Source organism: Duganella sp. Leaf61, from assembly GCF_001421905.1.
In the GTDB taxonomy this organism is placed as follows: domain Bacteria; phylum Pseudomonadota; class Gammaproteobacteria; order Burkholderiales; family Burkholderiaceae_D; genus Rugamonas; species Rugamonas zoogloeoides.
This window is the reverse complement of the sequence record NZ_LMLM01000005.1, coordinates 35616-61767: the sequence shown is the minus strand read 5'-3', so window position 1 is coordinate 61767 and position 26152 is coordinate 35616. Positions and strand designations below refer to the sequence as shown.

Below are 26152 nucleotides of genomic sequence, written 5' to 3'. Positions count from 1 at the left end.
CCGGCAACGCTTAAAACGCCGCCCGCAACCCCACACTCACGCGCCGCCCCACATCCTCCAGCGTCAGGAACTGGCTCTCGTTGACCGCATACTCGTGCGTGCGCGAGTTGGCGATGTTGATCGCGTCCGCGTAGATCGCCAGGTTGGGCGTGAGGTTGTAGCGCAGGCTGGCGTCGGTCTGGCCGTAGGCCGAACGGTTGCGGGCCTGGGTGCTGCCGCCGCCGCAATCGACCGAGAAGTGGTTGCGCCAGTTGTAGCTCACGCGCGCCTGGAAGTCGCCGCGCTCGTAGAACACCGAGCCGTTGTACGACTGCGGCGACAGGCCCGGATAGCCGCACGACGGCGTGGCAACGTTATCGGTCTCGCGCTGGGCGCTGGCATCGACGTAGGTGTAGTTGGCGGACACGCCAAAGCCCTGCAGCCAGCCGACCGAGGTGTCGAACGCGTACTGCCCGGCGATCTCCACGCCCTTGATCTTGCCCTTCTGGCCATTGCGCACGCGCGAGTCGTGGACGATTTCGTTAAACTGGGGGATGCGCATATCGACGATGGTCGTCTCGAGGAAGTCCGAGACTTTTTTCATGAACACGGCCGCGCTCACGTAGTTGGTCTTGGACAGGTACCACTCGTACGAGACGTCGAAGTTCTTCGACTGCATCGGCTTCAGGTAGGGATTGCCGCCGCCGGTCTGCACGTCGCCGAAGCGCCCGCCGTACCAGTTTTCCACCCCCAGCTGGTTGAGCGTGGGACGGGTCTCGGTTTTGGACGCGCCCAGGCGCAGCAGCATGTCCGAGCGCAGGTCGAACTTGATGTTGGCCGATGGCAGCACGCTGTTGTAGCTGTTCTGTACCGTGGTCACCTGGTTGGGGCCCCACACCGAGATGAAGGTGGTGTCGTTCGGGCTTTTCACCGCCGACAGCAGTTCGCGGCTGATGCCGGTGGACGTCGATTTCACGCGCACCACGCGCACGCCGGCGTTGGCGGACCAGCCGCTGCCCTCCCACTTGGAATCGACGTAGAAGCTGCTCACTTTTTCCTTCACGGCCCACATCGACGGCTTGGTGTAGTCGATCGCCATCGGGCCGTTGGGGAAGCGCGTCAGGTCCGAGTAATAGGCCGGATCGTTCGACTGCGGCAGCAGCGACGGCTGATTCAGGTAGTTCATGTACGCGTACGGATCAAAGCTCAGGTACTGGCTCGGAATCTTGCCGCCGGTGTTCATGAAATCGTCCATCTGCTGCACCGTGAACAGCGACGACGGCAATTTCACGTGGTAGCCGCTGAACGCATTCCAGGCGTCGTTGCCCCACTTGGTGCGATCAACCTTGCGCTGCGAGTGGGCCAGACCGGTGTCGAGGCCTTTGAAGAATCCGATCTCGTGTTCCCAGGCCGCGCTCAGGCGCCCTTCGTGCAGCTTGTCGGTATTGCGGATGTCGCCGTTGGAGACGGCGTGCGCGCTGACGTTGTTCGGATCGGCGATGTTGTCGCCGAAGGTGATGGTGGGCGTGCTGCCGAAGGTCAGCGTGTCGCCGTTCTTCGGTATCATGCCGGCCACCACCCACATGTCGTTCGAATCGGACGTGGTGCGCGAGGTGGAGATATCGCCCTCGATACGCCACTCGTCGCCCACCTTCCACTTCGAATTGAGCCCGAATGCCTTGGTGATCGAGAGCCGGTCGCCGCCCTTGGCTATCATGTCGTTGGAATTGGCCTCGCCCAGCAGCTTGCCGGCGCCGGCGATGGCCGGGTTGTTGGCGTAAAAGGTGGAACCCGGGCGCAGGAAACTGGTCACCTGGTCGTTCTGGTCGTACTTCACGCCCAGCTGCACCGGGTTGTTCCAGTCGCTGAAGGCGATGATCTTGTTGTTCTGGTCGAGGCGCGAGTACAGGCCGTCGGCGGTGAGCTTCCAGGTCGGCGACGGGTTGTATTGCACGGTCAGATTGCCGACCACGCGCTTGCGGCTTTCGTCTTCCTGCTGGAAACCGTAGCTTTGCGGCATGTAGAGCTTGCGCGTGGTGACATCGGCCATGGTCAGGCCGCGCGAGTTGAGGTCGCCGTTGATCATCGAGACGTCGCGGTAGTTCCACGCATCGTTGATGGCCTTGTTCTGCTTGGACGCGCGGTCGGTGTACGACAGCGAGCCGGTCACGCCGAACGTGCGGTCCTCGTTGGCAAACGAATACATGCCGCTGGCGTTGGGCGTGTATTTTTTGGAATTGGAATCCCACGCACTTGAGGCATTGACCACCGAGCTGTGGCCGACCTTGCCCGAGAGCGGGCGCGCGGTCTGGATATCGACAGTGGAGCCGATGCCGCCCTCGGGCAGGAACGGTTGCGAGGTCTTGTACACCAGCGCCTTCGAAATCAGGTCCGAGGACAGCAGGTCGAACGAAAACTCGCGTCCGCCGGTATCGCTGGTCATGGTACGGCCGTTGACCAGCACGTTGTTGAATTCCGGTCCCAGGCCACGCACCGAGATGTAGCGCCCTTCGCCGCCGTTGCGCTGGATTTGCACACCGGTCACGCGTTGCAGCGATTCGGCGATATTGGTGTCGGGGAATTTGCCGGCATCTTCGGCCGACACCGCATCCACCACGCCATCCTGCTGGCGCTTGGTGTTGAGCGATGACGACAGCGACGCGCGAATGCCGCTCACCACCACCTTGGCGGACGGATCGACAACGGGTTCATCGGAAGTTTGGGCGTGGGCGCCGCCCGCCAACAGGATGTCGGCGATCAGCGCAGCCAGCAGGGTCTTGCGCAGGGTCGATCGTTGTATTGCCATTTTGTCTCCATCTTTGTATTTATAGAAATGACATGGATGACTGCCTGCGGATATTTTTTATGACAGGCAGTTCCGGTGCAGTGGCTAGTGTGATTATTGTGACTGCATGTGGAAATACTACGCCCGTGGTCGGAATGGCAAGCTATCATTTATTTGTGTTTTGATATTCTAAAATCATATAACTACGCGCAGAAAATGCGCCATTGGGACGCGGGGATCTGACTTGGGGATTTACTCGGGGAAAGCACCTTGACTCCAGACTCGAGCAAAAAATGTAGCTGTAGTATGAGCACCGTGGATGCGCAGAACGTCTAGCAAGCGTGCGTGGGTATAAGGCGGCGTTTTCAGGCTATCGATGGATTTTTTCAACGCCAGCCCTACGCGACGATGGTCGGCCTTAACCAGACTATCGATGAATTTTCCGGGAGAAATCACGGCTACGCCAAGCCGAGCCATATCGGAGACGGCAAGATGTTTGAGATTGTTAGAGATGAGATAGACTTTGTCGCCATTACCGTCTGCTCCTGCATAGTCCTGCAAGACCAACGCGGCAGCAGCCACATGCCTGTCCCCTGCATTGACAGCAACAGGCAACCGCGCCAGCACCGACGGGTGATCGTGCCCAAAGACCTGGTGACCATGAACGGCGCCTTGGTAGCATTCCAATCGTTGCTGCGCCCTGATTATCTCAGAATTTGTAGAGCCAGACTTTCGGCTGCGAACGGCGACCTTTGCCCAGTTTAGAACGAACTCTGCTTCGATCTGGGCGCTCCAGCGAGCTGAAAAAAGCCCCTCCAGGCATAGGTCGAACAAGATATCGGACAACCTCGGAGGCAGCAGCACATTGGCATCCAGCAGCGCGTAGGTCGTGCCGCCAGGGGATAGCGGGTGCCCCCTGGACTCAGGAGCGCCGGCGGGGAATGGCTTGGACGAAGGCCGTTTCCGGGATGTCATACATACCATTCTGCTCGGCTGCTTCACGGTAATTCGACCGTTTGGCTTGCGCTTCGCGTTCCTTGATCCATGCGCGCACAGAGGATTCCGGCACGCGTCGATGCCCGCCTTCGGTCACCGAGGCGCCAGCCAACTTTCTGTTATCTATAAGCATGGCAACATAGGGACGACTGCACTGCATCAGCTCCGCTGCCGCCTCAGTTGTGAGCATTGTTTCACCCGGAATCGATGGCTCTATACTCTGCGACTCGGCGACACTAATCAGGTAGTGTTGCATGCCGATGCGTATACTTCGGGACAGTTCATCACGACCGGCAAGCAAATCATGTAAGGCTTGGACAATATTTTTCGCAGAGTCAGGTGACAAGTCAGGAACTCGCTGCACCAGACCGTCTGCTATGCCCGTCAACATGTCGCGCGACTTGGACACAGACTTGGCTTCGCGCCCTTTCTTTAGAGTCATACTCATCGCAACCCTCCGTCACTTTCGTTTTATTGTAGATCAAATCGAAAAAAACGTAACCGTGTTGCGACCAAAAATGTGATCTAACGCAGTGTCACCACTCCAGCCCGTCCGCTGTCGGGCTTGAGCCAGTCACGAGTATCGATCTTGTCGCTGAGGAACTGCACCGCGCGGCTCAACGGCAGTTCGACCCAGCGGTGGAAAGCGGCGCCGGCCAGCAGGCTGCTGCTCCAGGCCAGCAGCATGCCCAGCATTTGCAGTTCCGGTTCGGGATCGACAAAGCGGGTAAAGCCGGCGTTGACCAGCAGACACACGGGGAAGTGAATCAGGAACACCGAGTACGAAATCTTGCCCAGCTTGTTGATGGCAGCCCAGCCATTGCCGTCGGAAGCCGTCCTGATCCTGCCGCAGACGAACAGCACGCTTGCCACCAACAGCGCCAGCGCGATGCGGCTGCGGAATTCGAGTACCAGCCCGGCCAGCGCCGGCAGCAGCGCTGCCAGCATGATCAGGGTGATGGCGCCTGGCTTGCGCGCCGGGTCGCTGCCCCACCAGGCCATCAGGCCCAGGCCGTAGCTGCCGAAGAAATATGGCGCCCAGGAATCCCATTCGGCATCGAGGTTGAAATGCAGCAGCGACATGGTGATACCGACGGCTACCAATAAAGGCATCAGCCACCGCACGACATGCTTGCCGACCAGCACACCGGCCAGCCACAGCAGCAGTACCAGCGCCGCATACAACTGGAAGTCGATGGCGACATACCAGGCGCCGGCGGACAGCGAAGGATAGTCGAGCACGCCGTGCAGCAATACCGCGTGGGCGGCCAGTTGCGCCAGCGTGGCCGGTTCCGAGATCGAGTCGTGCACCATCCAGCGGCTGGCCAGGGCCGACGCGGCAGCCGCAACCAGCGTGGCGGCAATGAACGGCGGCGCCAGCTTGGTATAGCGGTGCCAGATCGCACCGAGCGGACTGGCGTGCGATGGCAAGCCGGCCGGCGACAACGACTTGGCCGCCAGGAAGCCGCCGATCACCAGGAACACCTGCACCGCGATGCGGGCGCTGTCACCGAGCCAGCCTATCAGGTCGGGAAACACCGGGCGCACGTAGTCGGCCATCGGTCCGTAAAACGCCAGGTGGTGTAACACGATCAGTTGCGCGGCCACGGCCTTGAGCAGGTTGATATAGCCGAACTGCAATGGAGTATGTTGTTTTTTTAATACAGCGGAAGTCATGTAATTCCTTGTCCTGCTTGTCCTTGATACGCTGACAAGCTTGCCAACAAGGTCGCTATCATAGCGGAGGTCGGGGAATCGGGGGCGCACGGACTAAGCGGCTGCCCTGCTTCACCTGTCAAATCTTTTACGGGACAGTTGAATTTTTCTGCTGCCCCCTGTAAAATTCGCGCCCTTGGGTCGTTAGCTCAGCTGGTAGAGCAGCGGACTTTTAATCCGTTGGTCGCAGGTTCGAATCCCGCACGGCCTACCAAGATATGTTGAAAACGCCAGCCGGCTAACCGGTTGGCGTTTTTTTTCGTCTGCCGCTCCTGGCATAACAGATATCACTGGAAGACACATCTCTTTCAGCCAAGAAATTCAATTTTCGAATGTCGTTTATCGGAAATTGAAATTATCTTTATATCTGAGACTTCAGTAAGATGCATTCATCGACACATTGAATGCAGTTCACAGGAGCCCATCATGACCACCGCTACCGCCAACATCAACACCATCGCCGCCGCCCCTAAAGCTCCACGCCGTTCGTGGAAAGCCATCGTTCGCCGCATCTTCGAACTGTGGGCCGAGCCGTACAGCCACGGTCCTTACCAGCCGCTGTAAGCAGTAACAGCAAGATCAGCATTACCGGTAGTAAAAACGTAGCAAATATCGTTCGCGTGAGTGCACAATCGGTGTACTCACGGAAGAAGGCGAACGATGACCAAACAGTTCACCATTGCCACCCTGGCAGATTACCCCGCAGCTGTGCCTGTTCTGGCACGCTGGTGCTGCAGCGAATAGGGCTGAGGGGCCCCGCATCACCGCGCTTGATTTCGCAGATAGACTGATCTTGATCAATCAATCCGAAATACAGACGCAGTATAATCGCTCGATCATGTCCCAAAATATCACCTCCCCCGATGCAGAATTCGCTAGCGCCGAAGAGGCCGAAGCCTATGATCAATGGCTACGCGCCAAGATCGCGGCGTCGCTGGCAGACTCGCGTCCAGCCATTCCTCATCACATCGCAATGGCACAGCTACGAGCGGTAATTGACCGACAGCCGGATCAAGATGCTTCCGATCCAGTGGCGCCTTGAGGCTTTAGCCGACCTTACTTCGATTCTCGACTATATCGCGCAGCGAAACAAAACGGCAGCGCGTGATCTTCACCGCGCGATTGACCGCGCGGTATCCAATCTTCCGGGCAGTCCCTACCTCTATCGTGCGGGACGCGTCCCCGGTACGCGCGAACTCGTTGTTCATTCCAACTACCTTGTTATCTACAGGATAACGCCAGCATTCATCGAAATCGTTGCCGTTGCCCACACGCGGCAACGCTATCCTACCGGCGCCTGAACTTCTTCGGCTGCCGCTTGCGCGCTGCCGAATTTTGATCCTGCAAGATCGCATCCACCCGCTCCGATGCTTCACGTGACAGCCGCAGGGCCAGCGCCGTGTCCGGGAAGTGTTCGGGCTGGCGGTAGGCCAGCCAGGCATAGGCCGAATACAGGCGGCAGGCGTCTTCCGCTTCCTGCAAGTTCATGTAGTGCACCGGGTTGTTTTCCGGCTTGAGGTGGGTGATTTTCTTGTGGGCCAGGGCCGTGGCCCAGCTTTCCCACGCGTGTTGCAGGCTGTGTACCTTGGCCGAAATCGGTACCAGCGACAGCGCGAATTTTTCCGCCACCGACAATTGCAGCATATCGAGCCAGGCCGCGCGTTCGAACTGGTCTTCGGTAATGCGCGGATAAAAAAAACCGTCGGGCACGTCGATGTTGTGGACGAAGCGCTTGAGCAGCTTGGCCAGGCCGTGCTCGTTGGTCACGGCCGAGATGCGGTGCAGGTGCTCCAGCGTGGGCGCTACCGCAAAGCCGGTGGTCTTCAGTGGCACCGGCTTTTCGCGCAGCAGCGAACGCATGACGTTGTGGGTCTCGGCATCGAAGCCGGCCACCAGGCCTTCTTCGTGGACGCCGAAGCGCCCTGCCCGTCCGGCGATCTGGCGCGCCAGTGCGGCCGGAATTTCTTCTTCCTCGTAGCCGTTGTACTTGACGCAGGTGGTCATGACGATGCGCGCGATTGGCATGTTCAGGCCCATGGCAATCGCGTCGGTGCCCACCACCACGTCGGCAGCGCCGTCGCGGAAGCGCTGGGCCTGGGCGCGCCGCACTTCCGGCGACAGGTTGCCATACACGGTGGCCACCGACAGGCCTGCTTCGGTGACATTGTCGCGCCACATCAGTACTTCGCGGCGCGAAAAGCAGATGATGGCGTCGCCGCGCCGCAATCCCGTGAGCTTGCGTACCGGGCTCTCTTCCATCGACAGCGGCCCCTTGCGCTTGAGCACATGCACTTCCAGTTCGCAGTCCAGGCGCGCGGCCAGCACTTCGATGGCGCGCCGCGCTTCGGGCGCGCCCACCAGGTACACGGTGTGGGCCGGGGCGCCGCAGACGGCAGCGGTCCAGGCGGCGCCACGGTCGCGGTCGGCCAGCATCTGGATCTCGTCGATCACGGCCACATCCACTGGCGTACGGGTGTCGAGCATCTCGACCGTGCTGGCCACGTGGGTGGCGCCCGGTTCCAGGCGCCGTTCTTCGCCCGTGACCAGGCTGACTGCCAGCGGCCGGCCATGCTGCTGCATCGCCTGCAAGCGTTCGTAGTTTTCCAGCGCCAGCAAGCGCAAGGGCGCGAGGTACACGCCGCTAGGCGCCTTGGCCAGCGCTTCGATGGCCTGGTGGGTTTTACCGGAATTGGTGGGACCCAGCAGCGCGATGAACTTGCGCTTGATGCGGCGCGCCACCTCGAACGACGCCGGGTACTCGGCCAGGTTGATGCTCTGGCGCGTGCGTTCGGCGTGCTGCTCCTCCATGTCGCGCTCGACCGCGTGTTGCAGGCGCTGGCGGATGCGGTCGAACACCATGCCGGCCGGTTCCGAAATCTGCATATCGGCCAGGCCTTGCAGGAACGGCTGCGGATCAAGGTCGCAATCGTCGCTGGCGTCAACGATTTCCTGCACGAACGCTTCGACGTGGCCGTGCAGCTCTTCCACCACGGCCGGGCTGGCCCGCTCGCGCAGGACGGCGGCGCGGGCGTCGGCGTCGAGCTTGCGCCATTTCGATGGCTTGGCCAGCACGCCTTGTGCCGGCACCAGGTCGTACGGGTAGCAGCGGCCGCCGTATTCCACCGTGCCGGTCAGGCGCAGGAATACCCGGCCTTCGAGGCGCATCAGCGAGAAGCCGAGGTCGGCCAGGCCCAGCTCGCGCATCAATTGGTCGTCGTGTTCCTGGTCTGCTATGTCGCTCATGGTCGTTTCCAGTTACTCAATGCAGAATTATATCGCGGCGGCGTCGCCGCGATTTTTGTCTTTCACCGGGATTTCTGGCACGATAGCCCGGTTTACCTTTGCTGTGCCGAATATGCCCCAAACAATTATCGTCCCCGTCCAGCATGAATTGCTGATCAAGAAAAGCCGCTTTATCGCTTGCGTCCAGCCGATGGCCGATCGCGCTGCCGCGCAAAAAGTCGTCGCGCAATTATGGGCGCAGCATCCGCAAGCGGCGCACGTGTGCTGGGCATTATTGGCCGGCGGCCAATCGGCGGCAGTCGATGATGGTGAACCAAGTGGCACGGCCGGGCGTCCCATGCTTGACGTATTAAGGCACCAGGACCTCGAAGGGGTATTGGCAACCGTGGTGCGCTATTTTGGCGGCGTGAAACTCGGCGCCGGCGGCCTGGTGCGCGCTTATACCGACAGCGTGGCCCAGGCTTTATTAAAAGCCGAGAAAATCGCGATCATCAAGCAGCGCTTGTTAACCTGCACCGCGCCGTATGCACTCGAAGGCATGATACGGCGAGAACTGGAAGCGGCCGGCGCCACCTTGGAGAATGTCGCCCATGGCGACGATGTCCGCTTCGAATTCAGCCTGCCCGATACCGAAGCCGAAACCCTGATATTGCGCCTGAATGAATCGGGCCACGGCCGGATTACCTGGATAGCTCCCGAACTCGAATAACCGCAGAATAAGCAGGAAGGACGGCAGCGTTGCGTGCCGCCCTGTTCAAGCCGAAAATCGGCACATTCACGCCATTTTCTGGCGCACCTGCCCGGCCCAGGTAGCGCGGTGCCAGAGCGCCTCCAGCGGTCCCTGCGCATGAGAGCGTAGCCACCACACGCTGAACTGGCGTTGCGCCAGCGCCAGCGCAATGCCAATTGCCAGCGCCACCGTGGCGCCGGTATGCTGGTACAGGCCCAGTCCATAGCCGTAATACAGCGCGGTGCCAACCACTGATTGCACGACATAACTGGTCAAACTCATGCGGCCCAGCGGCGAGAAAAATGCCAGCGCGGGGCGGGCATAAAATACCAGGCTAAAACAGGCGACCAATACCGCCATAAAAGTGAGATTCGACCACGAAGTAATAATGACCAGCAGCGGCCGCTCAAGGGCCGGGCCGATATTCCAGCTGCCGGAATACGTCTTGATGAAATACAGGGGAATGAATGCTGCCACGGCGATAAACAGCACGTGCCACCAGCGCCGCTGATTCTCTTCGGATAAAGCAAACCAACCCGCCCTGCCCGCCAGCATACCGAGCATAAACAAGGCGGGAATCTGGAACAGCCGGCCATTCTCCCAGCTCCATAAAATCACGCCGGTTTTCCCATTGGTGAGATTACCGATCCAGACATCGGTCATCGAGCCGTGTTTCATGTATTCACTGGCGCGGCCAAAATAAGCCCACGATGCCGGATCGGCCAGCTTTTCATTTGGCGCCGATAATGCCCAGTACCACTCCAGCCAGGCATACGGTTGCAACAGCAATATCACGGCAATCGCAAACACCACCGCGCCGCGCAAACGTGCCACGGGAATGAGCGCCAGTCCGAGCACCGCGTACATACTCAGGATATCGCCGTGATAAACCATGGAATTGAGCAAGCCAAAACACAGCAGCAGCACCATGCGCCACGCGTAGCGCGGTCGAAAATCTTCGCCACGGGCGGCGCGGCCCTGGAATTGAATGTAAAAGGTCACGCCGAACAGCAGCGCAAAGATGGCATACGATTTGCCGCCGAACAGGAAGAACATGCTGTCCCACACCACCTTGTCGATCGCGACCAGCCAGCCTGGCGCGCCCTGCGGCGTGAAGTACAGGTCGAAATGCTCGATGTTATGCAGCAGCATGATCGAGACGATGGCGAACCCGCGCAAGGCGTCGAGCAGGTCCAGCCGGGAAGAAGGCGCGTTCATCGTAAGCGATTCCTTGGCAAAAGCCCCAAGCTTATCTGAAAACGATTTCGCGCGATATCTAAAAGTTAAGAGGAAGAAATTAAGGCGTCAGGCGCGATGACAGTAGCGCGCCACGGTGACGATCAGTTCGTCGAAGTCGATGGGTTTGGCGATGAAGTCATCGATGCCGGCCGCGCGGCATTCGCTGCGCTCGGCTTCGAGCACATGGGCGGTGAGCGCAAGGATCGGCAGGCTGCTGTAGCCCTGGGCGCGCAGGCGGCGCGTGGCTTCGTAGCCGTCCATGACCGGCATCTGCATGTCCATCAATATCGCGTTGAATCCGCCGGGGCTGCTTTGCGCAACGCAGGCCAGCCCTTCGGCGCCGTCATTGGCCACGGTGACCACCGCGCCTTCGGCTTGCAGCAATTCGCACGCTATTTGCTGGTTGAGAAAATTGTCCTCGACCAGCAGCAACCGCATTCCCGCCAGTCTTTGTGCCGTCCCGGCTTCCATATCGAGCGCTCCCGGTCGCATGATGTTGAGTGACGATCATAACATGCACACATCTTGCGATGACAACAAGAAATATTGTCTCACGCTAGCCGGAACACCTGCACCACGCCTGCCAGCTGATCGGCCTGTTCGCGCAGCGCGCCGGCGGCAGCAGCGGCCTGCTCCACCAGCGCGGCATTTTGCTGGGTGGCGCTGTCGATGCTGACGATGGCCTGGTTGACCTGGTCGATGCCGAGCTCCTGCTCGCGGCTCGAACTGGCGATCTCGCGCACGATGGCGTTGACGCGGCCGATGCTGGCCACCACTTCGTCCATGGTGCCGCCGGCCTGGCCCACGAGCGTGCTGCCCGCTTCCACCTGGCCGGCGGAAGCGTCGATGAGCAGCTTGATTTCCTTGGCGGCCGCGTCCGAGCGCTGGGCCAGGCCGCGCACCTCGGAGGCCACCACCGCGAAGCCCCGGCCCTGCTCGCCGGCACGCGCCGCTTCCACGGCGGCATTGAGCGCCAGGATATTGGTCTGGAACGCGATGCCCTCGATCACGCCAATGATGTCGACGATGCGCTGTGACGACGCGTTGATCTGCGCCATGGTGGCCACCACCTCGGTCATCACGGCGCCGCCGCGCACGGCCACGTCGGTGGCCGAGGCCGCCAGCGTGTTGGCCTCATTGGCGTGGCGGGTGTTGTGGTGGACCATGGTGGTCATCTCTTCCATCGACGACGCGGTTTCTTCCAGCGAACTGGCTTGCGACTCGGTGCGCGCCGATAAGTCCATATTGCCGGCCGCAATTTCGCCCGAGGCGAGCGCGATGGCGTCGGTGCCGCCGCGCACCTGGCTGACGATGCGGTGCAGGCTGCTGTTCATGTCGCGCAAGGCACGCTTGAGTACACCGGTTTCGGAGACGTCGTCGTCGCCCACCTCGATGCGCCCGGACAGGTCGCCCCTGGCCACGCTGGCGGCAAAGCCCACCGCCTGGTTCAGCGGCGTCATGATCGAGCGCGCCAGCGCGCGGCCCATCAACAGCGAGACCAGCGCCGCCAGCGCGGCAAAGCCGATGATCTGGTAGCGCGAACCGGTCACTGCCGCGTCGCCCACGGCCTTGGTGGCGTCGGAGTTCTTCTCGATGACGTCGCTCAGCGCCGCCATGCTTTTCTCGAGCACGCGGAAGTTGTCCATGAACGCGCCGAACTGCGCCTGCGCGGCGTCCTTGTCGGACAGTGCCAGCGTCACCATCTGCTGGGCGCTGGCAAGATAGCGATCGGCGTCGGGACGCACCTGGCGCATGGCCTGCTGAATCTCGGCGTCGGTGGTGGCCGCGCCCATGTCGTCGATCAGCTTGCGAAACAGCGCGATGTGCTCGGCCGTATCCTCGCGCACGCCCTTGATTTCGGCAGCGTCATTGCGGTCGGCCGCCAGCCGCGCGGCCAGCACATCGGCGCGCAGCGCGTCGTGCATCATGTCCGCCTGCAGCTGGTCTTTCATGGCCGAGCCGTTGATGGTGATGGCGTCCATCGCCCGGCTCAGTACGGCCACGGCCTGGTAGCCGACCACGCCCACCAGGCCGACAAACACCAGCGTTACCACGTTCGAGAGCAGCAGACGCCGCTTGATGGTCCAGCGCATGCGCAACTCCTAGAATTTGAGCGACAAGCCGACCGTCCAGCTCCAGTCGGGGGTGTTTTTATTGAGCGCGCGCGAGACGGCCGTATCGACCTGCACCGATTTGCCCAGCAGCCAGGCGGCGCCCACGTCGAGTGTGTTGATCGAACCGCCGTCGCGGGCATGGGCGATCTGCTGCGCCGAGTATTCGACAAAGGTGCGCAGGCGGTCGTTCCACTCCTTGCCCAGCACCACCGCGAAGATGCCGCTGGTGAAACGTTGGCCCTCGTCGTTGCGCTGCCACGCCACGCCCGGCATCACGCCCAGGCCCAGGTCGCCGGGCAGGTCCCACTCGGCCACCACGCGCAGCGAACCGCCCTTGCCGGGCGCGCGGAACGGCGCCGAGCCGGTATCGAGGTCCCAGTGCGCCAGCAAGCCCATCGATGGCCGCGCGCCTTCGTCATCGACCATATGCCATTTCACGCCGACGGCGGTGTCGGCATAGCCAGTCTCGCGCAGGCGCTGGCCGGTGGCGGGATCGTGGGCGGTGGCGCGCAGGCGGCCGTCGGTTTCCACGCGCAGTTCCCAGTCCTCGGCCACGCCAAAGCGCAGCAAGGTGGGCGTGGAGACGGTGCGCAGCTTGATGCCGTCAGCCTTGTCGCGCTCGACGGCGACGCTGGTCTCGACCTGGAAGCGTCCCTTGCCCACCACGTTGCTCGACTCGACAAAGTCGGGGCGGTCGGTGACGATGCCGTCGTCGTCTTCGCCGGCGCTGGCCGGGCCGGGCAGCATGAGCAGCAGTGCAACCAGTACGCCTGGCACGCCAGACCACGCTGCGCAGATCTTGATCGCCATTTTCCGCCTCGCCTTAAAGGTTTTGTGTCTCCACGGTATCACATTGTTTTGAATCAACGGTTGGTAAATTTCCACAGGCGGCGCTGTGTCCGGATCCGGGCAGCGGTGCCCGGCGCCGGGCAGACCAGCGTTGGCAATGCAACCTTGATCGCTACATAACATCCTGATTCAACAAGGATTTTATTGATGCCCCGGGCTGGCACGGCAGTTGCACTAAGTTGTACAACTTAACCTTGCCGGAATACCTATGGATCAACCGCTCAGCCCGCACATCACCGTCCGCCGCCGCGCCACCATCGCGCTGGTGGTGGCCGCCGTGCTGGCCACCGTGTGCCTGGCGGCGTGGGGCCTCAACCGCGCTGTTGGCGCCAGCGTGGCGGCCGACAGCGTCACCATCGCCACCGTGCGCGCGGGCGGCATCGCCAACACCATCAATGCCTCCGGCATTGTGATCCCGGTGCACGAAGAGCAGGTCGCCAGCCCGATCCAGAGCCGGGTGGCCAAGGTCCATGCGCGGCTGGGCCAGCAGGTGCAGGCCGGCGATTTGCTGCTCGAACTCGACAACCGCAGCGTGGTGCTGGCGATCGACAACATCCGCGAACAACTGGCGTTGCAGGAAAACCGCATCGTCGCGCTGACGCAGGAACTGGACCAGAAGCGCAAGCAACTGGTCAGCGCCATCGAGTTGCTGCAACTGGACTTGCAAGCCACGCGCGTGCGGCTGGGCCGCTACCAGACCTTGCGCAAGGCCGGCGGCGTATCGGCCGAGGATTTGTTGACGGCCGAGCTGAACGTGCAGCGCAACGAGATCGCGCTGCGCCAGCAGCAGGAGCTGATCGAGGACAGCCGCCGCGCCACGTCCACCAATATCGATGGCGCCCGCCTGCAAAAAAACATCCTCAACAAGCAGTTGCAGGAGCAACAGCAATTGCTGGCGCAGACCGCCGTGCGGGCGCCGTTTGCCGGCATGCTCAGTTCGCTGCTGGCCGACGAAGGCGCCAGCGTGGCCATCGGCCAGATGCTGGCGCGGGTGTCGGAACCCAATAACTACAAGGTGGAAGCGTCGTTGTCGGACTTTCATGCGCGCGCGCTCGATCCGGGCCAGGCCGTGCTGGTGGAACAAGGCAACGTCAAGCTCCGTGGCGTGGTGCAGACCATCCTGCCCGAGATCCAGAACGGCACCGTCAAACTGCTGGTCGTGCTCGACGAGCCGCACCACGCCATGCTGCGCAACAAGCTGCGGGTGGAAGTGAACATCATCACCGAACAAAAGAAAAACACCCTGCTGGTCGATGCCGGCCCCGCCTTTAACGGCCGCGGTCCGCAAGACGTGTTCGTGGTCCGCGACGGCGTGGCCCGCAAGACCACGCTCGACATCGGCGCCGGCGACGGCAAGGTGGTGGAAATTTTACAAGGCGCCCGCGCGGGCGACCGCCTGATCACCTCCGATACCAGCCGCTACCAGGACCGCGACACCGTTCGCATCGACCACTAAAAGGAACACCATGATACGCCTGCATAATGTCAGCAAAACCTACCGCACCGACAAGGTCGAAACCCTGGCCCTCAAGGATATCGACCTGCACATCGCCAGGGCCGAATTCGTCGGCATCATGGGCCCCAGCGGCTGCGGCAAGAGCACCCTGCTCAACCTGATCGGCCTGCTCGACGTGCCCGGCAGCGGCACCATCGAGGTCGGCGGCCAGCCGGTGGCGTCGTACCAGGACAAGCACGTGGCGCAGCTGCGCAACAGCACTTTCGGCTTCATCTTCCAGAGCTTTCACCTGATTAACGACTTGCGCGTGATCGACAACGTGGAACTGCCGCTGCTGTACCGCGACCTGCCCGCCAAGCGGCGCCGGCGCATGGCGCGCGAGGCGCTGGAAAAAGTGGGCCTCGGTGCGCGCATCGACCATTATCCGAACCAGCTTTCGGGCGGCCAGCAGCAGCGCGTGGCAATCGCCCGCGCCATCGTGGGCCAGCCGCAGGTATTGCTGGCCGACGAACCAACCGGCAACCTCGACAGCCAGATGGGCCGCGAAGTGATGGACATCCTGCTGCAACTGCACCACGAAGGCACCACGGTGGTAATGGTCACCCACAACGAGCACGACGCCCGCCTGGCCTCGCGCATCGTGCGCGTGTTCGACGGCCAGCTGGTCGCATAAGGGGCCGCCATGTTCCGAAATTATCTGCTGACGGCGTGGAAAGTCTTCATGCGCCGCAAACTGTTCACCGCCATCAATATGCTGTGCATCGTGCTGACGCTGGTGGTGCTGATGGTGGTCACCGCGCTGCTGCAAAACACGTTTTATCCGACCGGGGTGGAGGGTAAAAGCGAGCGCTTCGTGCAAATGATCTTGATGGAGTCGAGCCACTCCACCAAGAACAACCGTCGCAACGGCCTGTTCGGGTACAAGGTGATCGAGCAGTACCTGAAACCGTTGCAAGGCAAGGGCGGCGTGGAAGCGGTATCGGCCACCCTGTTCCCGCAGTCGGTATCGGTGTACCAGGAAGGGCGCGTGAGCGAGGTGATGATGCGCCGCGTGGACGCCGAGTACTGGCAGATCCTCGACTTCAAGCTGCTGGCCGGCCGCCTGCCCACGCAGGACGATGACGCACAAGGGCGCATGGTGGCCGTGGTCAACGCATCCACCGCGCGCCGGCTGTTTCCCGGCCTGCCGTACCTGGACCAGAAAGTCAGCGTGGGTGGCCAGGTGTTTACCGTGATCGGCGTGGTGGAGGATGCGCTGCACCTGAACGCATACGCCGATATCTGGACTCCGATCACCACCCTGCCCTCCACCGAATACAGGGGCCAGATGTACGGCATGTTTACCGTGATGGTGCTGGGCCGTACCGCTGCCGACCTGCCCGCCATCAAGCAGCAACTGCTGGACGCGGCCCGCAGCGTCCAGCCGGAAGACCCGAATAAACTCAATGTCCACCGCTTCTGGGGCGACTCCAAGCTCGAAGTCTTTGCCCGCCAGCTCACGTCGAGCCGTGCCGATGACGCGGGCGTGGGCAAGCTGCTCACCACCATCGTGGTGCTGATGCTGCTGTTCATGGCCCTGCCCGCGCTCAACCTGGTCAACCTCAACGTCGGCCGCATCATGGAGCGCAGCAGCGAGATCGGCGTACGCAAGGCGTTTGGCGCCACCAGCGCCCAGCTGGTGACGCAACTGGTACTGGAGAACGTGCTGCTGTGCCTGGCCGGCGGCGCGGTTGGACTGCTGGCGGCGGCCGGCGTGTTGTGGTGGCTCGAAGGATCGGGCCTGATTCCGTATTTGCAGGTCGATCTCAATCTGGCCGTGTTCGGCTATGGCCTGCTGATCACGCTGGTGTTCGGTGTACTGTCGGGCGTGATCCCGGCCTGGAAAATGTCGCGCCTGGCGCCCGTGCAAGCACTGAAAGGAACCGCATGATGTTGCGCCACCTGTTGAAACTGATCTGGCAGCGCAAGTCGCGCAACCTGATGCTGAGCCTGGAAATCCTGCTGGCCTTCGTGCTGGTGTTCGCGCTGGCGGCGTTTGCCGCGCGCTATGTCCAGCTGCAACAACTGCCCACCGGCTTTGCGTACCGCGACCAGTGGATGGTGCAGATCCGCACCGGCAAACCGCTGGTCAACGACGCTGCCATCTACGACCAGTTGCAGCGTAACCTGATCACCCTGCCCGAGGTGAAAAGCGTGGCGTTTGCGGCCCTGCCGGTGTACGAGATGTCGCGCCGCATCGGCGACTACCAGCGTGCCGACGGCACCGGTCCCATCCGCATAGATGTCCAGGATGCGAGTGACCAGTACGGCGCCACCATGGACATGCGCGTGACCAGCGGCCGCTGGTTCTCCAGCGCCGACGACGGTAGCGACGCCACGCCGGTCGTCATCAACCAACTGGCGGCCGAGCGCCTGTTTCCGGGGGCTGCGGCAGCGCCAGTGGGCAAGCTGTTTTCGGATGCCAGCGGTGACGCCAACCCCACCCGCTATCGCGTGGTAGGCGTGGTGGAGGCGTACCGCTCGCAGGGCGAGTTCATGGCCCCGCAACCATTCATGCTGCCGCGCTTTCGCCCCGGCGTGGAGAAGGAGGCGATGACGATCATCATGCTCAAGCTGCAGCCCGGCACGCCACGCGCATTCGAGAGCGCCCTCAGCAACCGCATCAAGCAGTTGCAACCGCAATGGTCGCTGGTGATCACGCCGCTGACCGAAGCGCGTGCTTCCATGCTGAGTCTGCAACTGGTGCCGCTCAAGATCGGCGCCGTGATCGCGGCGTTCCTGCTGGTGATGGTGGCGTTTGGCCTGTTCGGCGTGCTGTGGCAAAACACCACGCAGCGCATCCCGGAACTGGGCCTGCGCCGCGCGCTGGGCGCCACCTCCGCCAGCATCTACCGCCAGATCGTTGCCGAACAATTCCTGCTCAGTTCCAGCGCCATGCTGGTGGGCCTGGTGCTGCTGGTGCAGTTGCCGCTCACCGGTGTAATGGGCGAGACGCTGAACTGGCCGGTGTTCTGGGCAGCGGCGGCGCTATCGGCCGGTGTGATCTATCTGCTATCCTTGCTGTCTTCGCTGTATCCGGGCTGGCGCGCCGCGCAGTTGAGTCCCGTGCAGGCGCTGCACTACGAATAAGGCTGTCGTATCGATGGAATCTCCCCGCAAGCAATGCATCCTGATTGTCGATGACGACAGCGCGGTCCAGGTGTCGCTGGCGCTGCTGCTCAAGCAGGCCGGCTACCACACCGTGTGCAGCGACGACCCCGCTCAGGCGCTGGCCGCGCTGGCGCGCCAGCCAGTGGACCTGGTGCTGCAAGACATGAATTTTTCGCTGCACACGAGTGGCGACGAAGGCTTGCAACTGCTGGCCGCCATCCGGCAGGCCCACCCGGCCCTGCCGGTGCTGCTGATGACGGCGTGGGGTTCGATCGGCCTGGCCGTGCGCGGCATGCAGGCAGGCGCCGCCAATTTTTTTACCAAGCCGTGGGATAACACGCAGCTGGCGGAGCTGGTGCGGGCCACGCTCGATACCGTGGATCGGCTGGCCTCGGCAACAGCGGGAACAGCGGGAGCAGCAGCGGACGGCGCTGCAGCAGGCGCGCTGGCCGGCACCTTGACCGGCGCCCCGGACGATCCAGCCGCCGCCAGCCCGGCGCAAGCGCCATCGCCATCGCATTACGCCGCGCACGCCGAACGGCGCGCGCTCGACGCCCGCTTCGATTTTTCGGCCATCGTCGGCGAGCACCCGCGCCTGCTCAAGGTGCTCGCTACCATCGGCCAGGTGGCTGCCACCCGCGCGCCGGTGCTGATCCTGGGCGAAAGCGGCAGCGGCAAGGAACTGGTGGCGGACGCCATCCACCGCAACAGCCCGCGCGCGGACCAGGCCATCGTCAAGATCAACATGGGCGCGATCACGCCCACGCTGTTCGAGAGCGAAATGTTCGGCCACGTGCGCGGCGCCTTTACCGATGCGCGCACCGACCGCAAGGGCCACGTGGCCAGCGCCCACCAGGGCACGCTGTTCCTCGACGAGATCGGCGAACTGAATCGCTCCGACCAGGTGAAACTGCTGCGCGTGCTGCAAGACCAGAGCTACCAGCCGGTCGGCGCCAGCCGCACCGAGCGCGCCGATATCCGCGTGGTGTCCGCCACCAACCGCGAGCTGGCCGAACTGGTGGCGGCCGGCGACTTCCGCGAAGATTTATTCTATCGTCTCAACCTGATTACCATCCGCCTGCCGGCGCTGCGCGAGCGGCGCAGCGACATCCCCTTGCTGGCGCGCCACATCCTCACCGACGTCGCCCGCAGCTACGGCCTGGGACCGGCCACGCTGGCGCCGCAGGCGCTGGAATGGCTGTCCGCCCAGCCGTGGCCCGGCAATATTCGCCAGCTCAAGCAGACGCTGGAGCGCACCCTGCTGCTGGTCGGCAAGACCGAACTGAAACAGGCCGATTTCATCGCCGCCGAACAGCACGAGCATGGCGGCAATATCGCCGGCAACCGGCGTCTCGGCGTGGACGGCATGACCCTCGAGCAGGTGGAGCGCCACATGATCGCCCACGCGCTCGACCAGCACCAGGGCAATATCTCGCGCGTGGCCAAGGCGCTCGGCGTAAGTCGCACCGCGCTGTACCGGCGCCTGGAGCGGCATGGCCTGGGTAGCGCTGCCGAATCCGAACCCCAGCCATGAACGAACCGCGAAAGACCGTCGCGAGCGGTTCGATATCGTCGGCAGTAGCGCCGGTAGGCGGGCACGCGCTGCGCAATGCAGCGGCGATCACAGGGCGCGCAGCAGGTCTTGCGAGGTTCGCATGAGCTTGCGCCATAAGCTGTATGCCTACCTGGTGGTCGTGCATGTGCTCGCGATCGTGCTGATGGTGGTGCTGCTGCGCGATACGCCGCAAACCATGCTGGCGCTGGAAGCGGCACTGCTGGTGAGCCTGTTCCTTGGCCTGCGCCTGATCGGCCGCGCGCTCGAGCCGCTCGGCTACACGCGCCACTTCCACGACCTGCTGCAAGACCAGCACTATGCCGCGCGCCTGCAAGGCAGCGGCGATGGCGAACTGGGCGAACTGGTGGCGCTGTTCAATACCATGCTCGAACGCCTGTACCGCGAGCGCCTGCAACTGGGAGAACAGCAGGGTTTTCTTGACCGGCTGCTGGAAGCGACGCCCAGCGCGGTCATCGTGTTCGATTTCGATGGCAATGTCAGCCTGCTCAATGCCAGCGCCCAGGCGCTGGTCGGTACCCCAGCCGGTGCGCCGGCGCCGTGCGGCCAGACCCTGCGCGCGCTGGCCAGGGCCGATGGCGATCAAGGCCTGCTGGCGCAATTGGATGCCTTGCCGCTGGGCGAGAGCCGGATGCTGACCGGCGCCAGCGGCCGCCGTTACCGGGGACAGCGCGGTCAGTTCCACGATCGCGGCTTTCCACGCCACTTCCTGCTGGTCGAGGAACTGACGGAAGAACTGGAAAGCTCGGAAAAATCCACGTACGACAAGCTGATCCGCGTGCTCGCGCACGAGGTCAACAATACGGTCGCGGCCACCGGTTCGGTGCTCGATTCGCTGCTCTATTATCGCAGCCAGCTGGCCGAGCGCGACGGCGAAGATTTCGGCACCGCGATTGCCGCTGTCAAGCAGCGCAACGTGCGCCTGGGCGAATTCATCGAGCGTTTTACGCGCGTGGTCAAGATGCCGGCGCCCGAGCTGCGGCCGTGCGCCCTGCGCGACATCATGGACGACATCCTGTACCTGTACCGCGAACCGTGCCGCAGCCGGGGCATCCAGATCGGCTGGGGGCGCTGCGACACGGCGCCGCCGCTGGCGCTGGACCGGCAGTTGATGGAGCAGGCGCTGCTCAACGTGGTCAAGAACGCGATGGAGGCGGTGGAACAGGCAGGCGGTGAGCGGCAAGCCATCGAATTCGTGCTGGCCTGCGAGGATGGCGCGGTGCGCCTGGCGGTGTTCGATACCGGCAACCTGCTCGGCGGCGTACCGGCCGAGCAGCTGTTCACGCCGTTCTTCACCACCAAGAAAGGCGGCCAGGGCATCGGCCTGCTGTTCGTGCGCGAGGTGATGGGCCGCCACGGCTTCCAGTATCGGCTGGCGGCCACCGGGGATGGGCGCACGGTGTTCGAGGTAATAGTGCCGGTGGTGCAGACTGGATTCCCGCCTGCGCGGCAATGACGGATTGACGTTCTGGCGCCGATAACATGTCATTCCCGCGCAGGCGGACCGGTTTTTTTAATGCGCCGCCAACCGGGCTACCGCCTTGCGCGATAAAGCTGGCTTCGCCGCCACCGGCGCCGCCGGCAAGCCATCGACGCGGAACACGCTGACGATGCGCTCCAGATTGGCCGCCTGCTCTTGCAACGCTTCCGCTGCGGCAGCGGCTTCTTCCACCAGCGCGGCATTTTGCTGTGTGACGGTATCCATCTCGGTGACGGCCTGGTTGATCTGCTCGATGCCGGCGCTCTGCTCGTGGCCGGCGCTGGAAATTTCCACCATGATGTCGTTGACGCGCTGCACGCTGTCCACCACGTCGTTCATGGTCTGCCCGGCCTGCTCTACCAGCTTGCTGCCGATTTCCACCTTTTCGACCGAGTTGCCGATCAGTTCCTTGATCTCGCGCGCGGCCGAGGCCGAGCGTTGCGCCAGGTTGCGCACCTCGGTGGCCACCACCGCAAAGCCCCTGCCCTGCTCGCCGGCGCGCGCCGCTTCCACGGCGGCATTCAGGGCCAGGATATTGGTCTGGAACGCAATGCCGTCGATCACGGCAATGATGTCGACGATCTTGCGCGACGAATCGTTGATGGCGCCCATCGTATCGACCACCTGCGCCACCACCGAGCCGCCCTGGCGCGCCACGGTCGAGGCGGCGTCGGCCAGCACATTGGCCTGGCGCGCATTGTCGCTGTTCTGGCGCACGGCGCTGGTCAGCTCTTCCATCGACGAGGCGGTTTCTTCGAGCGCGCTGGCCTGCTGCTCGGTGCGCGACGACAAGTCCTGGTTGCCGGCCGCGATCTCGGTCGAAGCGGCGGCGATGGTTTGGGTGCCGGTGCGCACCTCGGTAACGATGGCCGACAGCGCATCGCGCATCATCTTCATTGCGTGCAGCATGCTGTGGTTGTCGTCGTGGCGGGTATCGACCGCCACCGTCAGGTCGCCGGCAGCGATGCGGCCGGCGATGTCGGCCGCGTAGTCGGGTTCGCCGCCGAGCTGGCGCAGCAGGCTGCGGGCGATCAGCACCGAGGCCACCACGCCGATGGCGATCGCCAGCGCGCTCAGCGCCAGCATCACGGTGCGGGCCCGCGCATAGGCGGTGGATGCGGCGTCGGCATCGGCCTGATTGGCAGCATGTTGCAGCGCGGCGTATTCGGCCATGGCGTCCTGCCACTGCTGGGTAACCGGGCCCGCCTGCTTCATCAGTACTTCGGTAGCAGCCACGTCTTCGTGCGCGCGGGCCAGCTCGAACACCTTGTTGTTGAACTCGCGTGACGCATTCTGCATCCCGGCAATGCGGTCGCGGATGGCCACGCCGGCAGCGGTGGCCGGCAGCGCGGCCAACTGGTCGCGCGCCTCGTCGTAGGCCTTGCGTGCGCTGGCAACCTTGTTCATTTCGTTGGCGATGGCTGCGTCATTGTCGAGCAGCACCACCGAGCGCGATACCCGCGCAACGATATGGACTGATTCCGACATCCGTCCCACCAGCTCGGTTTTCACGGCATTCTCGTTGACCACGCGGTCGAGCTTGGCATGGATCGTGCTCATGTTGACCACGCCAAGTGCCGCGATCGACAGCAACAATACCAGCACCAGGCCGAATCCCAGTCCCAGCTTGGTCCCGACCTTCATATGTTTGCTTGCCATGCTCTCCCTCCTGGTGGATATGGTATCAAAACGATAGTTGTGATACGGAAATGAATATCGATTCTAACGCAGTCCGCAACGTGGTCCCAACTTTCAGCCCTTATATGAAAATCTTATGGAGATATAGCTAAATATTCGTTTCTTGAAACACTTCGTTATCCCGCAGCGTAATCAACCCCTATAAAATGGCTGACCCCGCCAGCTGTTTGCGGGCTTTATTTATTTGCAGTGAAAGAAGAACAATATGGCGATCAACGTGATACTGAACCTGGTGGCGGCCGCGCTGCTGCTGGGCGTGCTCTACATTCTCCAGCGCCGCAACGCGTCCTTTTCGGTGCGGGTGTTCACCGGCATGGGGCTGGGCGTGGCGCTGGGCGCCGCGCTGCAGGCCATCTACGGGGTCAGCGCACCGGCACTGGCCACCACCAACGAATACCTCGACATCGTCGGCTCCGGCTACATCAAGCTGCTACAGATGATCATCATGCCGCTGATAATGGTGTCGATCGTGTCGGCCATCCTCAAGCTCAAGGGTCTCGATTCGCTGGGCAAGATCAGCGTGCTGACCATCGGCACGCTGATGCTCACCACGCTGGTGGCGGCCGGCATCGGCATCCTGATGGCCAAGGCGTTCAGTCTTACCGCCGTGGGCCTGACCGCGTCAGCCGCCGACGTCGCGCGCGGCGTGTACCTCGAAGGCAAGGTCGGCACGGCGCAGGCGATTTCGCTGCCGAACATGCTGCTCTCGTTCATTCCGGCCAACCCGTTCCTCGATCTGACCGGTGCGCGCAAGACGTCCACCATTGCGATCGTGATCTTTGCCGTGTTCATCGGCGTGGCAGCGAGCGGTATCCACGACAAGAAGCCTGATCTGTTCAGCTCGTTCGATCACTTCGTCAAGGTAGCCCACGCGATCGTGATGCGCATCGTCACGCTGGTGCTGCGCCTGACGCCTTACGGCGTGTTTGCGCTGATGGCCGGCATGGTGTCCACGTCGAGCCCCACCGACATCCTGCACCTGATCGACTTCGTGCTGGCGTCGTATAGCGCGCTGCTGCTGATGTTCGTGGTGCACCTCTTGATTGTCACCGGCGCCGGTCTCAATCCGCTGCGCTTCGTGAAAAAAATCCTGCCGGTGCTGACCTTTGCGTTCACCTCGCGCAGCAGCGCCGGCTCGATTCCGATGAGCGTGGCAACCCAGACCCAGCGCCTGGGCACGTCCGAAGGCATCGCCAACTTTGCCGCCTCGATCGGCGCCACCATCGGCCAGAACGGCTGCGCCGGCATCTACCCGGCCATGCTGGCGATCATGATCGCGCCGACCGTCGGCATCGATCCGTTCACGTTCAACTTCATCGCGCCGCTGCTGGCCATCATCACCATCGGTTCGGTGGGCGTGGCCGGCGTCGGCGGCGGCGCCACGTTTGCCGCGCTGATCGTGCTCTCATCGATGAATCTGCCGGTGGCGCTGGCCGGTTTGCTGATCTCGATCGAACCGCTGATCGACATGGGCCGCACCGCGCTCAACGTCAGCGGCTCGATCACGGCCGGCACCCTGACCAGCCGGGTGATGGGCGAAACCGACATGGCCGTGTTCAACGGCGATGCCGACCTCTCGATCGACAGCGACAGCAAAGCGGCTTGATCCGCAACTGACGCCGTAAAAAAAAAGGGGCTCCAGACGGAGCCCCTTGTCATTGCAGTGCTGGTTTTAGAACTTGTAGTTGTACGACAGGCCCAGCAGCGAGATATGGGTCTGCGACAGGCCGCGCGTGGTTTCGCCGTTGCCGGTGCAGGTGCGCGACAAGGTGTTGCACAGGTTGGTGTAGTTGAGCGGCGCATCCTTGAAGTCGAGGTAGCTGTACGCCATGTCGATCGACGAGCGGTCGTTCAGCTTCCACTTGGCGCCCAGCGAATATTGCACGCGGTCGCTGTCCGGCAGCGCTGGATGGCGCAGCTCGGCGCTGACCACCGGCGATTCGTCGTGGGCGATACCGGCGCGCAGGGTCAGGCTGTCGCTGTAGGCGTAGCTGGTGCCCAGCGACAGGCGCACCGTGTTCTTCCATTGCTGGCGGATCACTTCGGCGCCTTCGGGCGTGCCCGGGAATTCGATCAGCAGGTCGCCCATGCGGTTGTGGCGCGACCAGGTGATGTCGGCCATGCCGGCCCACTTGGAATCGAACTGGTGGAAGATATTGCCGGATACGGTTTCCGGCGTGCGCAGCTTGACCAGCGCGGCCGAGTTGACACGATGCGACGCGGTCTTCAGCGCGGCATTGACGACCGGGTCGGTGGTCGAATTCGAGAATTCCCACACCGTGCTGCCCTTGAGCTTGTGGGCAATCGACGAACGGTACGACAGGCCGAAGCGGGTGCTTTCATCGACCGTGAACATGTAGCCGAGATTGAAGCCGTAACCCCAGTCCTTGACGCTGTTCGAGCCATGGCCGTCGCCAGCTGTCGCCAGCAGCGCCGGGTTGCCGCCGGCGGCAACGATGCCGGCCAGCAGCGCCTGGCGCTGCGCCGCGTTGGCTGGCGACTGCAGCTGGGCAATGGTGCCGCGCACATCGACGCCCTGGCCCAGCTCGGCCTTCATGAACTCGGCCGACACGCCGAAGCCGAACGCATGGCGCTCGTTGACCTTGAACGACAGCGAAGGATTGATGGTGACCGACTTGAGCATCACGTCGGTCAGCGCGTAACGGCCGGCCCAGGTGTCGCCGTAGTCGAGCTTGGAGCCGTACGGCACGAACAGGCCGATACCGGCGGTCCACTGGTCGTTGATTTTCTTGCTGGCGTAAATCGATGGCGCGGTTTTCACCGATGGCACGTAATCGGACGGGTTGCCGCCGCCGGTCTGGCTGCCGACGAAACGGGTCGAGCCGGTATCGTTATAGGTCGAATGCGGCACCACGAACGTGGCGCCGGCACTGATCTGCGTGCCTTCCAGGCGCGACAGGCCCGCCGGGTTATAGAAAATGGTCGATGGATCGTTGGCTTCGGCGCCGCTGGCGTCGGCCGTGCCCTGTGCCGACACGCTTTGCGAACCGAAGCGGTAGCCGGAGGCGTGGGCGTTGAATGAGAGCGCGCCGACGGCGGCGGCAATGACCAGGGGAAGAATCTTACGTTGCATGGTGTCGTCTCTTTATATTGTAGGGTTGTCATGTTCCCGCGCCGCGCCGA

Annotated in this window: 22 protein-coding genes and 1 tRNA gene; 12 read left to right on the top strand and 11 right to left on the bottom strand. The window is 62.7% G+C overall.

What is annotated here, in order from left to right; genetic code table 11:
• Nucleotides 1-10: 10 nt before the first annotated feature.
• The 4 genes from ASF04_RS07260 to ASF04_RS07245 all read right to left on the bottom strand — a co-directional run bounded on the left by ASF04_RS07260 (nt 11) and on the right by ASF04_RS07245 (nt 5437).
• Entirely contained in the window at nt 11-2785 is a 2775-nt protein-coding gene (locus ASF04_RS07260) for a TonB-dependent receptor (protein ID WP_056139489.1), read from the bottom strand.
• A 231-nt stretch (nt 2786-3016) separates the two neighbouring features.
• A complete protein-coding gene (locus ASF04_RS27380; RefSeq protein ID WP_156368565.1) occupies nt 3017-3628 on the bottom strand; it encodes a hypothetical protein in 612 nt (203 codons plus the stop codon).
• A gap of 58 nt (nt 3629-3686) precedes the next feature.
• The gene (locus tag ASF04_RS07250) at nt 3687-4208 is read right to left on the bottom strand and encodes an excisionase family DNA-binding protein (protein WP_082488608.1); all 522 of its coding nucleotides are present in this window, start codon (nt 4206-4208) and stop codon (nt 3687-3689) included.
• A 77-nt stretch (nt 4209-4285) separates the two neighbouring features.
• Nucleotides 4286-5437, bottom strand: a complete 1152-nt coding sequence (locus ASF04_RS07245; RefSeq protein ID WP_056139484.1) for an acyltransferase — start codon at nt 5435-5437, stop codon at nt 4286-4288.
• A 177-nt stretch (nt 5438-5614) separates the two neighbouring features.
• On the opposite strand from ASF04_RS07245, the gene ASF04_RS07240 reads away from it, so the two are divergent.
• The 4 genes from ASF04_RS07240 to ASF04_RS07235 all read left to right on the top strand — a co-directional run bounded on the left by ASF04_RS07240 (nt 5615) and on the right by ASF04_RS07235 (nt 6777).
• Nucleotides 5615-5690, top strand: a tRNA-Lys gene (locus tag ASF04_RS07240).
• Between the two features lie 212 nt (nt 5691-5902).
• Nucleotides 5903-6040 (top strand): hypothetical protein, encoded by a 138-nt coding sequence (locus ASF04_RS27375; RefSeq protein ID WP_019924896.1) that lies wholly within the window; start codon nt 5903-5905, stop codon nt 6038-6040.
• A gap of 229 nt (nt 6041-6269) precedes the next feature.
• Nucleotides 6270-6518, top strand: coding sequence for a stability determinant (locus tag ASF04_RS28090; protein WP_229204955.1), 249 nt, complete (start codon nt 6270-6272; stop codon nt 6516-6518).
• Entirely contained in the window at nt 6472-6777 is a 306-nt protein-coding gene (locus tag ASF04_RS07235; RefSeq protein WP_229204954.1) for a type II toxin-antitoxin system RelE/ParE family toxin, read from the top strand. Before ASF04_RS28090 ends, ASF04_RS07235 begins: the two co-directional genes overlap by 47 nt.
• Here the strand turns inward: ASF04_RS07235 and ASF04_RS07230 are convergent.
• A complete protein-coding gene (locus ASF04_RS07230) occupies nt 6764-8719 on the bottom strand; it encodes a helicase-related protein (protein WP_056139482.1) in 1956 nt (651 codons plus the stop codon). The two genes, ASF04_RS07235 and ASF04_RS07230, sit on opposite strands and share 14 nt — an antisense overlap.
• A 112-nt stretch (nt 8720-8831) precedes the next feature.
• On the opposite strand from ASF04_RS07230, the gene ASF04_RS07225 reads away from it, so the two are divergent.
• Complete coding sequence (locus ASF04_RS07225) at nt 8832-9428, top strand: YigZ family protein (protein WP_056139479.1); 597 nt, start codon at nt 8832-8834, stop codon at nt 9426-9428.
• Between the two features lie 66 nt (nt 9429-9494).
• Here ASF04_RS07225 and ASF04_RS07220 read toward each other — a convergent pair whose 3' ends face one another.
• From ASF04_RS07220 to ASF04_RS07205, 4 genes are all read right to left on the bottom strand, one after another.
• Nucleotides 9495-10667 (bottom strand): DUF418 domain-containing protein, encoded by a 1173-nt coding sequence (locus ASF04_RS07220; RefSeq protein ID WP_056139477.1) that lies wholly within the window; start codon nt 10665-10667, stop codon nt 9495-9497.
• Between the two features lie 87 nt (nt 10668-10754).
• The gene (locus tag ASF04_RS07215) at nt 10755-11126 is read right to left on the bottom strand and encodes a response regulator (protein ID WP_056139476.1); all 372 of its coding nucleotides are present in this window, start codon (nt 11124-11126) and stop codon (nt 10755-10757) included.
• 113 nt (nt 11127-11239) lie between these two features.
• A complete protein-coding gene (locus ASF04_RS28460) occupies nt 11240-12781 on the bottom strand; it encodes a methyl-accepting chemotaxis protein (RefSeq protein ID WP_056139473.1) in 1542 nt (513 codons plus the stop codon).
• Between the two features lie 9 nt (nt 12782-12790).
• A complete protein-coding gene (locus ASF04_RS07205; protein ID WP_056139471.1) occupies nt 12791-13612 on the bottom strand; it encodes a transporter in 822 nt (273 codons plus the stop codon).
• 247 nt (nt 13613-13859) lie between these two features.
• Between ASF04_RS07205 and ASF04_RS07200 the strand changes: the two genes are divergently transcribed.
• From ASF04_RS07200 to ASF04_RS07175, 6 genes are all read left to right on the top strand, one after another.
• Nucleotides 13860-15107, top strand: a complete 1248-nt coding sequence (locus tag ASF04_RS07200; protein ID WP_056139469.1) for an efflux RND transporter periplasmic adaptor subunit — start codon at nt 13860-13862, stop codon at nt 15105-15107.
• Between the two features lie 10 nt (nt 15108-15117).
• Complete coding sequence (locus tag ASF04_RS07195; RefSeq protein WP_056139467.1) at nt 15118-15780, top strand: ABC transporter ATP-binding protein; 663 nt, start codon at nt 15118-15120, stop codon at nt 15778-15780.
• 9 nt (nt 15781-15789) lie between these two features.
• A complete protein-coding gene (locus ASF04_RS07190) occupies nt 15790-17037 on the top strand; it encodes an ABC transporter permease (protein WP_056139465.1) in 1248 nt (415 codons plus the stop codon).
• Nucleotides 17034-18236: an ABC transporter permease gene (locus ASF04_RS07185; RefSeq protein ID WP_229204953.1), complete on the top strand. Its 1203-nt coding sequence runs from the start codon at nt 17034-17036 to the stop codon at nt 18234-18236. Before ASF04_RS07190 ends, ASF04_RS07185 begins: the two co-directional genes overlap by 4 nt.
• Before the next feature lie 13 nt (nt 18237-18249).
• Complete coding sequence (locus tag ASF04_RS07180) at nt 18250-19791, top strand: sigma-54 dependent transcriptional regulator (RefSeq protein WP_056139462.1); 1542 nt, start codon at nt 18250-18252, stop codon at nt 19789-19791.
• A 121-nt stretch (nt 19792-19912) separates the two neighbouring features.
• Nucleotides 19913-21286, top strand: coding sequence for a PAS domain-containing sensor histidine kinase (locus ASF04_RS07175; protein ID WP_056139459.1), 1374 nt, complete (start codon nt 19913-19915; stop codon nt 21284-21286).
• A gap of 57 nt (nt 21287-21343) precedes the next feature.
• Here the strand turns inward: ASF04_RS07175 and ASF04_RS07170 are convergent, their stop codons facing one another.
• Nucleotides 21344-22969 carry a methyl-accepting chemotaxis protein gene (locus tag ASF04_RS07170; RefSeq protein WP_229204952.1) on the bottom strand — a complete coding sequence of 542 codons (1626 nt, stop codon included), beginning with the start codon at nt 22967-22969 and terminating at the stop codon, nt 21344-21346.
• Between the two features lie 244 nt (nt 22970-23213).
• Here ASF04_RS07170 and ASF04_RS07165 point away from each other — a divergent pair, with 244 nt between their 5' ends.
• Nucleotides 23214-24614 carry an L-cystine transporter gene (locus tag ASF04_RS07165; RefSeq protein ID WP_056139455.1) on the top strand — a complete coding sequence of 467 codons (1401 nt, stop codon included), beginning with the start codon at nt 23214-23216 and terminating at the stop codon, nt 24612-24614.
• A 66-nt stretch (nt 24615-24680) separates the two neighbouring features.
• Here the strand turns inward: ASF04_RS07165 and ASF04_RS07160 are convergent, their stop codons facing one another.
• Nucleotides 24681-26102, bottom strand: a complete 1422-nt coding sequence (locus tag ASF04_RS07160; RefSeq protein WP_056139454.1) for an OmpP1/FadL family transporter — start codon at nt 26100-26102, stop codon at nt 24681-24683.
• Nucleotides 26103-26152: the final 50 nt, after the last annotated feature.

Excerpts from the sequence above, each read along its gene's own strand:
- ASF04_RS07260 (WP_056139489.1), bottom strand. The coding sequence starts at position 2,785 with ATGGCAATACAACGATCGACCCTGCGCAAGACCCTGCTGGCTGCGCTG.
- ASF04_RS07250 (WP_082488608.1), bottom strand. The coding sequence starts at position 4,208 with ATGAGTATGACTCTAAAGAAAGGGCGCGAAGCCAAGTCTGTGTCCAAG.
- ASF04_RS07245 (WP_056139484.1), bottom strand. The coding sequence starts at position 5,437 with ATGACTTCCGCTGTATTAAAAAAACAACATACTCCATTGCAGTTCGGC.
- ASF04_RS27375 (WP_019924896.1), top strand. The coding sequence starts at position 5,903 with ATGACCACCGCTACCGCCAACATCAACACCATCGCCGCCGCCCCTAAA.
- ASF04_RS07230 (WP_056139482.1), bottom strand. The coding sequence starts at position 8,719 with ATGAGCGACATAGCAGACCAGGAACACGACGACCAATTGATGCGCGAG.
- ASF04_RS07225 (WP_056139479.1), top strand. The coding sequence starts at position 8,832 with ATGCCCCAAACAATTATCGTCCCCGTCCAGCATGAATTGCTGATCAAG.
- ASF04_RS07220 (WP_056139477.1), bottom strand. The coding sequence starts at position 10,667 with ATGAACGCGCCTTCTTCCCGGCTGGACCTGCTCGACGCCTTGCGCGGG.
- ASF04_RS07215 (WP_056139476.1), bottom strand. The coding sequence starts at position 11,126 with ATGCGGTTGCTGCTGGTCGAGGACAATTTTCTCAACCAGCAAATAGCG.
- ASF04_RS28460 (WP_056139473.1), bottom strand. The coding sequence starts at position 12,781 with ATGCGCTGGACCATCAAGCGGCGTCTGCTGCTCTCGAACGTGGTAACG.
- ASF04_RS07205 (WP_056139471.1), bottom strand. The coding sequence starts at position 13,612 with ATGGCGATCAAGATCTGCGCAGCGTGGTCTGGCGTGCCAGGCGTACTG.
- ASF04_RS07200 (WP_056139469.1), top strand. The coding sequence starts at position 13,860 with ATGGATCAACCGCTCAGCCCGCACATCACCGTCCGCCGCCGCGCCACC.
- ASF04_RS07195 (WP_056139467.1), top strand. The coding sequence starts at position 15,118 with ATGATACGCCTGCATAATGTCAGCAAAACCTACCGCACCGACAAGGTC.
- ASF04_RS07190 (WP_056139465.1), top strand. The coding sequence starts at position 15,790 with ATGTTCCGAAATTATCTGCTGACGGCGTGGAAAGTCTTCATGCGCCGC.
- ASF04_RS07185 (WP_229204953.1), top strand. The coding sequence starts at position 17,034 with ATGATGTTGCGCCACCTGTTGAAACTGATCTGGCAGCGCAAGTCGCGC.
- ASF04_RS07180 (WP_056139462.1), top strand. The coding sequence starts at position 18,250 with ATGGAATCTCCCCGCAAGCAATGCATCCTGATTGTCGATGACGACAGC.
- ASF04_RS07175 (WP_056139459.1), top strand. The coding sequence starts at position 19,913 with ATGAGCTTGCGCCATAAGCTGTATGCCTACCTGGTGGTCGTGCATGTG.
- ASF04_RS07170 (WP_229204952.1), bottom strand. The coding sequence starts at position 22,969 with ATGGCAAGCAAACATATGAAGGTCGGGACCAAGCTGGGACTGGGATTC.
- ASF04_RS07165 (WP_056139455.1), top strand. The coding sequence starts at position 23,214 with ATGGCGATCAACGTGATACTGAACCTGGTGGCGGCCGCGCTGCTGCTG.
- ASF04_RS07160 (WP_056139454.1), bottom strand. The coding sequence starts at position 26,102 with ATGCAACGTAAGATTCTTCCCCTGGTCATTGCCGCCGCCGTCGGCGCG.